Source organism: Streptomyces sp. NBC_01003, from assembly GCF_045162695.1.
Taxonomy (GTDB): domain Bacteria; phylum Actinomycetota; class Actinomycetes; order Streptomycetales; family Streptomycetaceae; genus Streptomyces.
Map to the genome: position 1 here is coordinate 2,442,938 of NZ_CP108707.1, position 12,995 is coordinate 2,455,932.

Below are 12,995 nucleotides of genomic sequence, written 5' to 3' on the forward strand. Positions count from 1 at the left end.
AACCGGCTGCGTACGGTTGCGAACCGGCTAAGGCGGTTCTACCGCGCCTACATGCCAGCGCGCAACCAGCTAAGGTGGTTCCATGCGTTCTGGGTTCCCTGACTTCCGCCTCGGTAGCGTGCTGGCGACCAGCTTCACGGGGACTCTGTCGGAGCGTCATGGCAACGCTGTGGAGCGCATTCCCACGCCGCACCGACTCATCGACTGGCTGGCAGTGAACGGCCTCGCCGTGGCGTCCTGCACCACTGCCCAGCTCGACCTCGCTCGGGAACTGAGGGAGTCGATTCACGCCGCCGCGACAGCGGCCGCGATCCAGGACGCTCTCCCTGCGTCTGCTGTCCAAGTCATCAATGACCGCAGTACTCAGGGTCGGGCCGCGGCCGTCCTGACGCCCGAGGGCGAGCGGCGATGGCTACTTGGCTCTGCCTCCTGCGTGGAAGATGCCCTCAGCGTGATCGCCGCCGACGCGATCAGCATCATCGCAGGCGAACGAGACGGAAAATTGGCCTTGTGCGCATCGCCAACCTGCCAAGCCGCATTCTTCGACACCAGCCAAAGCCGCACCCGCAAATGGTGTGACATGAACACGTGCGGGAATCGTCAGAAGAAGGCGCGCTTCAATGCCAACCAGCGCAAAAACCCCAGATCAGCGGAGTGATCGTTACCTCGGTACATCCAAGTGGGCCCCACGCCTGCGACACATCTGTCGCGTGGGGTGCACCCCAACGGCACCACTAAGAGCCGTCCGTCGCCTTCGATCAACGTCCTCAATCAGTACGTCTACGTTCCCTGATCGGCGACGTTCATCGGCTCTTCGCAGTCGGGGGTGTTTCGGATAGGCAGTGCAGGAAGAACTTCCGTCCTGGAAGACCTCCACGCCTACCCGCCATAGCCCCGTCCGCCGGGCTGAGCCCACGCACCTTCGGCAAGTTGGTGAACGCACTGCACTGTCCAACTACCAGCCCTGGTGCGCAACTTGGATCTCGTGGGCGACTCTGAAGGCAGGCGTGGCCAGCGTCTTCCCGCGTACCGCAAGCGTGTTCACCGCGGTGCAGTGGTTCAAGAACGCCGGGCGGTGGAGCGACTACCCGCGATCGATGTCCAGGTCAACTACGGCACGAGCGGCAGCATCACGGGCTCCATGGGACCTGCTGCGGCGCTGCGACGACGCCGCCGCCGCCGAGGGGATGGAGGCAGAAGGCCCGTGGCTCGCCCACAACAAGGTGGTTCCACTCAACCGGTGAACGCCACCGAAAGTACGACGGTCTGCGGAACCCGAGCGGCGCGACCCGCTCCTGCCGAGTTCCACCCGCCGGACGACCCGCCCGGCGCACCAGCACCGAAGGTCACACCTCAGACCGCCGGCACAGCCTCCTGCTCGCCGGAGCCTGCCCCGGCACCCGTGCCACTCGGTGTCGCGCCGGTGCCCGGCCGGTCCGCCGGCTCCGTCTCGGGCCATCCTTCCGCCGGCTGTGTGGCGACGCCACGCCACCACGGCTGGGAGGGGAGTGTCTCGGCGGTGGGTTCGAAGGGCTCGCCAGGGCACGGGAGCGCGATCTTGGCACCGGCCTGCTGCCCCGCCGCGAACGTGCCCTCGCCGGGCTCCGCCCACGGGTGGGGCGCCAGATTGAACGTGCCCCAGTGGATCGGGAGCATCGGCCCGCCGCCGGGGCCGCCCTGGAGGTCGAGGTGGGCCCGCATGCCCTCCTCGGGGCGCATGTGGATGTCAGGCCAGAAGTCGCTGTACGCGCCGATCTGGATCATCGTTGCGTCGAACGGCCCGTGCTCCGCGCCGATGTCCTTGAAGCCGGGGAAATAGCCGGTGTCACCGCTGTGGTAGACGCGGTGCTCGGGTCCGGCGACGACCCAGGACGCCCACAGGGTGTGCTGCTCGTTGCGCAGGCCGCGGCCGCAGAAGTGGCGCGCGGGCGTGGCCGTCAGGGTCAGCCCCGCCACCTTCGTCTGTTCGTTCCAGTCGAGCTCGCGGAGGCGGTCCGCGGGGACACCCCAGTGCTCCAGATGCGCGCCGACGCCGAGCGGCACCGCGAACACCGTGTCCGTGTCGGCCAGCGCCCGGATCGTGGGCAGGTCGAGGTGGTCGTAGTGGTCATGGGAGATCACCACGACGTCCACCGGGCCGAGCGCGGCGAGCGGCAGCGGTACGGGGTGCAGTCGCTTGGGGCCCGCGAAGTCGAACGGCGAGCAGCGCTCACCCCAGACGGGGTCGAAGAGCACGCGGCTGCCGTCGATCTCGGCGAGGACGCTGGAGTGTCCCATCCAGGTGAGCCGCAGGCCGCTCGCCGGGGGCTTCGCGAGGTCGGCGAGGGTCGTGGAGTGCACGGGGACGGTGCCCGTGGGCGCCCGGCGGACGCGCCCCTGCTTGGCGAAGAAGACCTTCGCGAACTCGATCATGGAACCGGCGGGCCTGGTGCGTGCGCCCACCGGGTTCTGGAAGCTGCCGTCCGCGAAGTTCGGCGACCTCCGGATCCGCTCGAGTCGCTCTCCCGCCGGGTCCGCGCCGAAAGCGGCAGGCCGCAGCGGGCGGAGCCCGGAGCTCAGGGAACGTGACACAGCGCCTCCCGGTGGGTCGATCGGGGATTCCCGATCGGGGATTCCATTATGGGCGGCCCCGCCGACAGTGCCCGATCCGGGACCCGGACACACAGGGAATTCCAAGGCACGCCCTGGATCCGCCGCACCCACGTCACTCGGCGTTACGGCAGGTAACTCACCCGCATCCCGCTCAAGCCACCCCGCGAGCCGGGCGCCGGGTGCCTCGCCGCAGCCGCAGCCGCGCCGGAGAGTCACGTCAGAAAGTCGCATGGGAAAACTGATCCATCATTCAGTAGCCGTTGCGTTGACACCGGTCTTCGCGGCCTCGGATACTGACTGGCGATTCAGTAATCGGGGCAGCGATCCCCGCCGGTCGGTGATCCCCTCGTCGGTATCCGTCAGTTTCTGGAGGCACCGTGTCAGAGCTCCCCATCGAGCTGGTCCCCCTCACCCCGGAGCAGCGGGACATCGTGGACCTCACGAGGACGTTCGCGCGTGAGGAGATCCGGCCGCGCGGGCGCGCCGTGGACGAGGCGGACGTGGAGACGCCCTGGGATCTGTGGCGCGCGGCCGCGAAGGTCGGCATCACCGGGTTCATGCTGCCCGAGGAGTACGGGGGCGGCGGATTCACCGACGTGTTCACGCAGGTCCTCGTCCAGGAAGAGCTGTGCGTGGGCGACCTGGGGATCGGCAACCTCCTCTGCTCGAACGGCTTCTTCGCCGACCCCGTCATGGAGCTCGGTACCGAGGAGCAGAAGCGCGCGTGGCTGACGCCGCTGGCCGGTGCCGACACCCCGATGACCTCGCTGGCGACGACCGAGCCGGGCTCCGGGTCCGACGCCGCGTCGATCGTGACGACCGCGACGCGCACGGCGGGCGGCTACCTCCTGAACGGCCAGAAGGCCTGGATCTCGAACGCGGGCGAGGCCGAGCAGTACGTCGTGTTCGCCAAGACCGACCCGGCGCAGCGCTCGCGCGGTGTCACGGCGTTCCTGCTGCGCAAGGGCGCCGAGGGGCTCACGTTCGGTGAGCCGATGCGCAAGATGGGCCAGCGCGCGATCGTGTGCCGCGAGGTGTTCTTCTCCGACGTGTTCGTGCCCGACGCCGACCGACTCGGCGACGAGGGGCAGGGCTTCGCCGGCCTCATGCGGACGTTCGACATCTCGCGCGCCGTCCTCGGCGCGGCCGCCACGGGTGTGGCGCGGGCCGCTTACGAGTACGCGCGTGACTACGCACGCACGCGCGTGCAGTTCGGCAAGCCGATCATCGAGCACCAGGCCGTGGCCTTCCGCCTCGCGGACATGCGGACGCGGATCGAGCAGTCCCGTCTGATGACGTGGCGTGCCGCGCGGCGCCTGGACGCCGGACTCGACGCGACCGCCGAGGCGGCCATGGCCAAGCTGACCGCGTCGGAGACGGCGGCGTACTGCACCTGGGCGGCCGTGCAGACGCTCGGCGGGTGGGGCTACTCGCGGGAGTTCCCGGTCGAGCAGTGGATGCGGGACGCCAAGTTGGAGGAGATCGAGGAAGGCACCTCCGACATCATGCGTCTGGTCATATCGAGGTCGCTGTGACCGAGGAGACGGTGACTGACGAGATGCGGACGTCGACCGGCGGCGAGGCCCTCGTCAGGGCACTCGCCGCCCATGGGGTCTCCACCGCGTTCGGCATTCCGGGGACCCACAACCTGGAGATCTACCGGCACTTGGTGGCGTACGGCATCACGCATGTCGCCCCGCGTCACGAGCAGGGTGCCGGGTACGCGGCCGACGCCTACGCGCGCGTGACGGGCGATCCCGGAGTGGCGATCACGACGACGGGGCCCGCTCTCCTGAACATCGCGGCCGCAGTCGGGCAGGCGTACTCGGACAGCGTGCCGCTCCTCGTGGTGTCGCCGGGCATGCCGCTGCGCCATCCGCGCCAGTCGACGGGTCTGCTGCACGAGATGCGCAGCCAGACGGAGGCGCTGCGGAACGTGGCGGCGTTCAGCCATCGGGTGTCCTCCGTGGAGGAGATCGGGGCAGCGGTGGCGCGCGCGTTCAGCCTGTTCCGTACACAGAGGCCGCGGCCCGTACACATCGAGGTGCCGCTCGACCTGCTCGAGGCGACGGAGCCCGCCGGACCGGTACGGCGCGCTCCCCTGCTGGCGCCCCGCACGGCGGACGGCCCGTCGCTCGATGCGGCGGCCGCCCTCCTCGCCGGCGCGGTGCGCCCCGGCCTGGTCCTGGGCGGTGGCGCACGCGGTGCGGCCGAGCAATGCCGGGCACTGGCAGAGCAGTTGGGCGCTCCGGTGGCGACCACCGCGAACGGCAAGGGCATCGTCGACGAACGGCATCCCCTCGCCCTCGGTGTGTCCCTGCACAGCCCCTCGGTACAGAAGTGGCTGGGCGACTGCGACGTCGTGCTCGCCGTCGGGACAGAGCTCGCCGAGTCGGACCTGTGGTCCGCGCCGCCTGCGCTCGGCGGCCGGCTGATCCGCGTGGACGTCGATCCGGCGCAGATGTACGCGGGCGTCCCCGCGGACATCGCCCTGGTGGGCGACGCGCAGGCCACGATGCAGGCCCTGAAGGAGCGGCTCGCCAAGGTGCCGGGCCCCGCGTCCACGGACGCGGCCACGCAGACCACAGCCGCCGTGCGCGCCGCCCGCGACGACGAGACACGCGCGCGTGACGCTCGTTGGGTGCCGTATCTCGAAGCGATCAGGAGCGTCCTCGCAGCCGATGCCGTGGTGACCTCCGACAGCGCCCAGTGCTGCTACTACGGCGCGCTCCCGCACCTCGCCGTCGGCCCCGAGGGACGCTATCTGCACCCCACCGGGTTCGGCACGCTCGGCTACGCACTGCCCGCCGCGATCGGCGCGAAGACCGCCTGCCCCGACCGGCAGGTGATCGCGATCAGCGGGGACGGCGGGCTCCAGTTCTCAGTACAGGAGCTGGCCACTGCCGCGCAGCTCCAACTGCCGCTGCCCGTCGTTGTGTTCGACAACGGCGGCTACGGCGAGATCCGCGACGAGATGGCCGCGCGCGGCGACACACCGGCCGCAGTCGACCACGCACACGTGGACCTCGCCGGCCTCGCGCGGGCCTTCGGCGGCAGTGGCGCCCCCGCGCACTCCCCCGGCGAACTCGCCGCGCTCCTGACCCGCGCCCTGGCCACCCCCGGCCCCACCCTGATCACCGTCCCCGAGGAGACCGCATGACCGCGCCCGCCACCCCCCTGATGTCGCTCACCTGGACCGACCACATCACCGGCAGGCACGGCTACCTCGTCGTCGACCGGCTGGTGCGCGGCGTGTCCAGCGGCGGGCTCCGGATGCGTCAGGGCTGCACCCTCGACGAGGTCGCGGGCCTCGCGCGCGGGATGACGATGAAGGAGGCCCTGCACTACAACCCTCAGGGCCGCTACATCCCGCTGGGCGGCGCCAAGGGCGGCATCGACTGCGACCCTCAGGACCCGGAGGCGTACGGCGTCCTCGTGCGCTATCTGCGCGCCATGCGGCCCTACATCGAGTCCTTCTGGACGACCGGCGAGGACCTGGGGCTCACCCAGGACCTCGTCGACAGGGCGGCCGAGGAGGCCGGACTCGTTTCGTCCGTCCAGGCGGTCTACCCGCTGCTCGACGACGAGGCTGCCGCGCGCCGGCGCCTCGCCGACGCCTTCGCGGTGGACGTCGACGGCATCGGCCTCGACGAGCTCGTCGGCGGCTGCGGGGTCGCCGAGTCCGTGCTCGCGGCCCTGGACCGCGCGGGCGTCCCGTACGGGGGCACCCGGGTGTCCGTGCAGGGTCTGGGCACCATGGGCGGGGCGACCGCCCGGTTCCTGGCGCGCGCCGGTCTGCGGGTCGTGGCCGTCGCGGACGTGAAAGGCACCGTCGCCAACCCCGAAGGCCTGGACGTGGACGCGCTCCTCGCCGCCCGTGACGCCTACGGGACGGTGGACCGCTCCGCGCTGCGCGAGGGCGACCGTGAACTGCCGGGCGACGCCTGGCTGTCGGCCGACGCCGAGGTCCTCGTGCCCGCCGCCGTGTCGTACGCGGTGGACGCGGCGAACCAGGAACTGATCACGGCGCGCTGGATCGTCGAGGCCGCCAACATGCCCGTGCTGCCCGAGGCGGAGGAGCTGCTCGCGCGGCGCGGCATCACCGTCCTGCCCGACGTGGTCGTCAACTCCGGTACGAACGCCTGGTGGTGGTGGACCCTGTTCGGGGACATCGAGGCCAACGCGGACGAGGCGTTCGCGTACACGCGGCGCTCCATGCGCGCCTTGATCGACCAGATGCTGGCGCGGGCCGAGGCAGAGGGGACGACGCCGCGCGCCGCCGCGCACGCGATCGTCGCGGACCGTCTTCCGGTGATCGCGGAGCGGTTCGGGTGGTACAGGTGACGCCACCCCCGCCGGACGCCGGTGTGCACGCGCGCGTGGGCCTCGACGCGCTCTTCGACCCTCGGTCGGTCGCCGTCGTCGGGGCGTCCGACAACCCGGAGAAGTGGGGCTACTGGCTGGCGTCGGGGGCCCTGTCGGGCCGCGACCGCCGGGCCGTCCACCTCGTCAACCACCGAGGGGGTGCCCTGGACGGTGAACCGTTCCTGCCGGATCTCGCGTCGCTGCCCGTACCGCCCGAGCACGTCGTCGTCGCCGTGCCGCCCCGCCATGTGCGGCCGGTGGTCACGGACGGTCTCGCGGCGGGCGCGCGGTGTTTCACCGTGATCACGTCGGGCGGCGCCACCGCCGAGGAGGAGCGGGCGCTCGCCGAGCTCGTCACGGCCCGGGGAGCGCGGCTGCTCGGCCCGAACTGCATGGGCGTGGTGGACACGACGAGCGAACTGCGGCTCAGCTGGGGCGAGTTCCCCTCGGGCGGCCTCGGCCTCGTGTCCCAGAGCGGGAATCTCGCCCTGGAGATCGGCCGACTCCTCGCGCGCTCCGGGCAGGGCTTCTCCCGGTTCGTGTCGCTGGGCAACCAGCGGGACATCGACGCGGCGGACGCCTTGGAGTCGCTGATCGCGCACGGGCCCACGAGAGCGCTCGCCGCGTACATCGAGGACTTCCGCGACGGCCGGCGGCTCGCGCAGGTCCTGGCGGCCGCGCACGCCGCCGGGAAGCCCGTCCTGCTCCTGACCGTGGGACGCAGCGCCGCGTCCGGGCGCGCCGCCGCGTCCCACACCGGCGCCCTCGTGAGCGCGCGCGCCACCGTGGAGGCGGTGTGCCGCGACGCCGGCGCCCTGCTGCTCGACACGGCGGGCGAACTGGTGGACACGGCGGTGTACTTGCTGGCACAGGGCGTACGCCACCGGAGTGCGGGGCACGCGACGGCCAGCCCGTCGCCTCACCTGCGCAGCGTCGCCGTGGTCGGGGACAGCGGCGGCCAAGGCGCCCTCGCCGCCGACGCGTTCGCTGCTCAGGGCCTCGACGTGCCCGCCCTCGCGGACGGCACGCGCGCGGCGGTGGCGGAGCAACTGCCGGGCGGCGCCGGGTGCGGCAACCCGGTCGACCTGGCGGGCGCGGGTGAGGCCGATCTCGCCAACTACGCGCGCGTGGCGGGCACTCTGCTGCACTCGGGAGACACCGACGCCGTCGTCCTCACGGGGTACTTCGGCGACTACGCGACCGCCAACCCGGCCCAGGCGGAACGCGAGTGCGACGTCGCACACGCCCTCGCAACCGCCGCCGTCGCATCCGGGCGCGCCCTCGTGGTGCACACCATGGCCCGCGACACCCCCGCCCTGACGGTTCTGCGGCAGCGCGGTGTGCCCGTCTACGAGCGCATCGAGCAGGCCGCGACCGCCGTCGCCGCGGCGGCCCGCCTCACGGGCCCTCCGCTCACGCGCGAGGATCCGCCGGCCCCGGCGACGTACAGGCTGACGGACGGCGGCTACGAGAGCGTGCGGGAGCTGCTCTCGTCCTATCAACTCGCCTTTCCCGCAGCCGAGTTCGTGACTGACGCGGACGGAGCCGCGGAGGCGGCGGAGCACCGGACGGGGTATCCGCTCGTCCTCAAGGCGATGGGGCTCGCGCACAAGACCGAGGCGGGCGGGGTCGCCCTGTCGATCGCCGACGCCGACGCCTTGCGGGCCGCGTTCGCCCGCATGAAGGCGGCGACGGGCGCGGACCGCTACGCCGTGGAGGCCATGGCCACACCACCGTACGGACACGAACTGATCGTCGGTGTACGGCGCGACCCGTCGTTCGGGCCCGTCGTCATGGTCGGCATCGGAGGGGTCACCGCCGAACTGCTCGCCGACACGGCGCTGGCCCTCGCACCCCTGACGCCGGCACGCGCGCGTGCCCTGCTCCTGCGGCTGCGGCACGCACCGTTGCTGACGGGCTGGCGCGGCGCGCCCGGAGCGCATCTGAACGCGGCTGCCGCCGCCGTGTGCGCGGTCGCGCGGGCCGCCGTCGACCATCCCGAGCTGGCCGAACTGGAGGTCAATCCGCTGCTCGTGCACCCGGGCGGTGCGATCGCACTGGACGCGCACGGGGTGCTCGACCAGGCCGGCACCTCACCGACGCCCGTCCATGGCGTCGGCGAGGAGGGCGGCGGTCTCCTGATCGAGCGGTAGGAACGCCTCCAGTTTCAGCTCGGCGAGCGTGACGTCGACCGCCGTCCCGAAGTGGGTGAGCGTGCTCAGGAGGCGCAGCTCGCCGCGCTCCGTACGCAGCCGCAGCGGGACGGCGAAGCCGAGGTAGTCCGGACCGGCCTGTCGGGGCCGGTCCGGCACCATGCCCTCCAGTTCGGCGACCAGCTCCGTAAGAGCTCGGTTGGAATTCCGGACGGACTCGTCGTGCAGTCCGTCGATGACGTGCCAGGCCCACTCGTCCAGGTTCACGATCCGCGGCGCGAGGCCGCGCGGATGCAGCAGCACGCGCGCGATGTTCACCGGCGCCGAGAGCAGCGCCGGATCGACCCCTTCGGTCAGCGCGTCGAAGGCTTCGTTGCGCGAGACGAGATCCCCGCGCCGGTCGATGATGACCGCCGGATACGGCAGGTGCGCCTCCATGATGCGCTCCAGTGCCGTACGGACGGCGGACAGCTGCGGGCCCTCGAAGTGCGACTCCTGGTACGCAGGCGCGTAACCCGCCGCAAGGAGAAGGGCGTTGCGCTCCCTGAGCGGCACCGTCAGCGCTTCCGCCAGGCGTACGACCATGGCGCGGCCCGGCACCGAGCGGCCGCTCTCCACGAAGCTGACGTGCCGCTGCGTGGTTCCCGCGCGTGTGGCCAGTTCCAGTTGGCTGACGCGGCGCCGCACGCGCCACTCACGCAGCGCGTCACCGAGCCCGCCCTGCGCGTCTCCTGCCCCCCTTGCGTATGGCCTGGCCTCTGTCCCCGTCCCCGCCTGCGTCGTCACCGGACCGTGTCTACCCGAAGGCGGGCCAACGGGCCATTCCCTGCGGGGAATTGTCGCGCCACACCCCGCAGCGCACAGTTCACACATCACCGACAGCCATCAGGGACAGGACAGGAAGAGAGCGAGTCCATGCCGCACATCGACGCACAGGAGCTGGCCGGCCGGTACGCGGCCGTCTGGAACGAGCGGGACCCCGAGCTGCGCCGCAAGGCAGTGCACGCCCTGTGGTCCCCGGACGGCGTGCACGCCCTGCTGCCGCCGCAGGAGGTGCAGGAGACGGCCGTACGCCTCGGCTTTCCCACGGCCGCGCTGGAGGCGCGCGGTCACGACGAGCTGGAGGCGCGGGTGGCGCGGGCCCACGAGGAGTTCGTGGCGTCCGGCGAGTACACGTTCAGGGCGACGGCGGCGCACGCACAGCAGTTGAACGATGTCGTCACGTTCCGCTGGGAGTCGGTACTCACGCAGAGCGGCGAAGTGACGGGCGGGGGCCTGGAGTTCGTCGTCGTGGCGCAGGACGGGCGCATCGTGCGCGACTACCAGTTCGTGGGGGTCTGACACGCAGGAGGGCCTTTCCCCGACTACGGGGGAAGGCCCTCCTGTGGGCGTGAGCGGCTACTCCCCCACGCGCCGGCGCGTCCTCGCCCCCATCGCGTAGAAGACGAGCCCGATGCCGACGAAGAGCACCAGGGGCACCACCTGGCTCAGTGTGTACTGGGCGCGCTGACCGGCGAACGACTCCGGGAGTGAGTCCGCCGCGCTGCCCGCCGAGCCGAACCAGCCGACCCCGAAGCCCGGCCAGATCAGCACGATCACGGTGAACGCCACGAACCCGGTGGCGAGGACGCTCACGACCCACGCGCCCACGCGACCGCCCGGGACGGCGTACGGGCGTGGCGTGTCCGGGTACTTGCGGCGCAGCACGGCGAGGCTGGGGAACGTGATGACGTACGAGATGAAGGTGGTGCAGATCGTCAGGCCGAGGCCCGCCGCGAAGTACTTCTCGCCGTTGCCGCCCGTGAGGTTGAGGGCGACCACGAAGAGGATCGAGCCGAGCACCGCGGAGAGCAGGTTCACCCGCACCGGCGTCCCGTGCTTCTCGGAGATGCGGCCGAGCCACGCCGGACCCGCACCGTCCGCACAGGCGACGGCCTGCGCGCGGTGGGCGCCCATGGCCCAGGTGACGCCCGACGTGAGCAGGCCGATGATCAGGCCCGCCGCGGCGACCCCGCCGAATACGGAGCCGAGGCCCGTGAGCGTGACCGTGCCGTCGGCCGCGATCGAACCGCCGTAGACCGTGAACACGGCCTTGCATGCGTCGATGAATCCGCCGAGGCTGCCGATCTCCTGGCTGGGCAGCACGAAGAGGATGCCGAGGATCGGGCCGCCGTAGAGGAGGACGGCCGCGAAGCCGGAGCGCAGGATCGACAGGGGGATGTCGCGCCGCGGGTTCGTCATCTCCTCGGCCGCGGAGCTGGGCAGTTCAAAGCCGACGTAGTTGAAGATCAGGACCGGGACCAGCGCCACGAAACCGGCGTACGTCGGGACGAACTCGCCCGCGGGCAGCGCGTGCACTCCGTGCTGGACGGCGAACACCACCACGGAGATCAGGAAGAACCCGAGGAGCACGATCCGGGCGACGGCGCCCGCGATGGGCACCCACTTGCCGATCCGCACGGACTGCACGACGGCCAGCGCGCCGCCCCAGATGAAGACGAGGCCGGCCGCGTACTTCCAGAATCCCGGCAGCGGGGTGAAGAACTCCTCCCACGTGGTGAGCGCGATGATGCACAGACTGCCGCCCACCCAGACGGGGTTGGAGATCCAGTACAGGAGCTGATTCACACCGGCGACGAGCCGCCCGAACGCCAGGCGCGTCCACACGTAGGGGCCGCCCTGCACGGGGAAGGCCGAGCCGAGTTCGGCCACGAGCAGCCCGTACGGGAGGAAGAACGCGAGGGCGAGGATCGCCATCCAGGTCAGGCCCTGGGGACCCTGCGCGGCCACGGAGCCGATCGTGTCGAGGCCGACCAGGGTGCAGATCAGGAAGAACAGCACGTCCAGCCTGCGCAGGTCCTTCTTGAGCCTGGAGCGCTGTTCACCCCACCCCGCTGACAGGTCAGGCAGGTCTGGCGCGCCCGTGGCGGACGGCTCGGTCGGCGGTATCGGCGGCGCTTGGGTCACGGGGAAACTCCTGCTGCACGGCTGGGCACGGGCGTGACAGTTGTTCTTGAGACGGCCTATTGACTGAACGGCCAGTCAGTAAGCGAGACTGTGACGGGCACCACTGGGCACTGTCAAGAGTCGCGCACGAGGCGTTCGCACCGGGTTCGCCGCCCGGCACCCGACTCCGGTGCCCGTGTGTAGGGTTACCGCGTGGCAAGAGTGCGGTTGAGCGTGGCCGAGCGGCGCGAAGAGTTGCTGCGGGCCGCCATCGAACAGATCGAGGCGCGGGGCGTGGCAGCCGTGCGCATCGCCGACGTCGCCGCAGCGCTCGGGGTGAGCAACGCGCTGGTTCTGTACCACTTCTCGACGAAGGAAAAGCTCGTCGCGGCCGCGTTCGCGCACGCCGCCGAGGGCGACCTGGCGCATCTGCGCAAGCTGCTCGGCAAGCGCACGACGGCGCTGCGCCGGCTGCGCTCGGCCGTGCGCTGGTACGCGCCGACCGGGCAGGCCAAGGGGTGGCGGCTGTGGATCGAGGGCTGGTCCGCGGCGCTGCGCGAGCCCGCGCTGCGGGAGGTCACCCGCGACCTGGACAAGCAGTGGAAGGCGGCGCTCACCGAGGTCGTCGCGGAAGGCGTGGCGGCGGGCGAGTTCCGCTGCCCGGACCCGGCGGGCTCCGCGCTGCGCCTGACGGCGCTCCTCGACGGGCTCGCGGTCCAGATGACCGCGTACACGGGGACGGTTTCGCGGACCCGCATGCAGGAGTGGGTGGACGACGCACTGGCCCGCGAGCTGGGACTCGAGCGGGCGCACCTGACGGCGACGACGACGGCTACGACGTCGAACTGACGGCGGTGCGACGTCGGGCTCCCAGGGAGCCCCGGGTGGCCCCCGGAGAAATGGCGCGGGGGAGCCGCCCCCAAGGGCAAGCTCCCCCAT

General features: G+C 71.6%; 10 protein-coding genes. 7 read left to right on the forward strand and 3 right to left on the reverse strand.

The genetic code is table 11. From position 1 onward, the window contains the following. The first annotated feature begins 82 nt into the window (after positions 1-82). The gene (locus tag OG698_RS11390) at positions 83-658 is read left to right on the forward strand and encodes a CGNR zinc finger domain-containing protein (RefSeq protein ID WP_406102983.1); all 576 of its coding nucleotides are present in this window, start codon (positions 83-85) and stop codon (positions 656-658) included. 695 nt (positions 659-1,353) lie between these two features. Here OG698_RS11390 and OG698_RS11395 read toward each other — a convergent pair. Further along, positions 1,354-2,571 (reverse strand): MBL fold metallo-hydrolase, encoded by a 1,218-nt coding sequence (locus OG698_RS11395; RefSeq protein WP_406102984.1) that lies wholly within the window; start codon positions 2,569-2,571, stop codon positions 1,354-1,356. A gap of 398 nt (positions 2,572-2,969) precedes the next feature. Between OG698_RS11395 and OG698_RS11400 the strand changes: the two genes are divergently transcribed. From OG698_RS11400 to OG698_RS11415, 4 genes are read left to right on the forward strand one after another with little or no spacing between them, the layout of a single operon-like run. Continuing rightward, a complete protein-coding gene (locus OG698_RS11400; protein WP_329568570.1) occupies positions 2,970-4,127 on the forward strand; it encodes an acyl-CoA dehydrogenase family protein in 1,158 nt (385 codons plus the stop codon). Positions 4,128-4,138: 11 nt separating this feature from the next. After that, complete coding sequence (locus OG698_RS11405; RefSeq protein ID WP_406102985.1) at positions 4,139-5,752, forward strand: 5-guanidino-2-oxopentanoate decarboxylase; 1,614 nt, start codon at positions 4,139-4,141, stop codon at positions 5,750-5,752. Beyond that, on the forward strand, positions 5,749-6,936 hold the full coding sequence (locus tag OG698_RS11410; RefSeq protein ID WP_406102986.1) for a Glu/Leu/Phe/Val dehydrogenase dimerization domain-containing protein: 1,188 nt from the start codon (positions 5,749-5,751) through the stop codon (positions 6,934-6,936). The genes OG698_RS11405 and OG698_RS11410 overlap by 4 nt, the downstream gene beginning before the upstream one ends. After that, a complete protein-coding gene (locus tag OG698_RS11415; RefSeq protein WP_406102987.1) occupies positions 6,933-9,110 on the forward strand; it encodes an acetate--CoA ligase family protein in 2,178 nt (725 codons plus the stop codon). Before OG698_RS11410 ends, OG698_RS11415 begins: the two co-directional genes overlap by 4 nt. Here the strand turns inward: OG698_RS11415 and OG698_RS11420 are convergent. Beyond that, positions 9,051-9,896 (reverse strand): helix-turn-helix domain-containing protein, encoded by an 846-nt coding sequence (locus tag OG698_RS11420; protein WP_406102988.1) that lies wholly within the window; start codon positions 9,894-9,896, stop codon positions 9,051-9,053. The two genes, OG698_RS11415 and OG698_RS11420, sit on opposite strands and share 60 nt — an antisense overlap. Before the next feature lie 129 nt (positions 9,897-10,025). Between OG698_RS11420 and OG698_RS11425 the strand changes: the two genes are divergently transcribed. Then, positions 10,026-10,451 (forward strand): hypothetical protein, encoded by a 426-nt coding sequence (locus OG698_RS11425; RefSeq protein ID WP_406102989.1) that lies wholly within the window; start codon positions 10,026-10,028, stop codon positions 10,449-10,451. Between the two features lie 57 nt (positions 10,452-10,508). Here the strand turns inward: OG698_RS11425 and OG698_RS11430 are convergent, their stop codons facing one another. Beyond that, a complete protein-coding gene (locus OG698_RS11430) occupies positions 10,509-12,077 on the reverse strand; it encodes an APC family permease (RefSeq protein ID WP_406102990.1) in 1,569 nt (522 codons plus the stop codon). Between the two features lie 192 nt (positions 12,078-12,269). Here OG698_RS11430 and OG698_RS11435 point away from each other — a divergent pair, with 192 nt between their 5' ends. After that, positions 12,270-12,905 carry a TetR/AcrR family transcriptional regulator gene (locus OG698_RS11435; RefSeq protein ID WP_406102991.1) on the forward strand — a complete coding sequence of 212 codons (636 nt, stop codon included), beginning with the start codon at positions 12,270-12,272 and terminating at the stop codon, positions 12,903-12,905. Positions 12,906-12,995 lie beyond the last annotated feature (90 nt).

Bases quoted from the DNA above. Each gene is read 5' to 3' on its own strand.
- OG698_RS11410 (WP_406102986.1), top strand. From the start codon at position 5,749: ATGACCGCGCCCGCCACCCCCCTGATGTCGCTCACCTGGACCGACCAC.
- OG698_RS11425 (WP_406102989.1), top strand. From the start codon at position 10,026: ATGCCGCACATCGACGCACAGGAGCTGGCCGGCCGGTACGCGGCCGTC.
- OG698_RS11390 (WP_406102983.1), top strand. From the start codon at position 83: ATGCGTTCTGGGTTCCCTGACTTCCGCCTCGGTAGCGTGCTGGCGACC.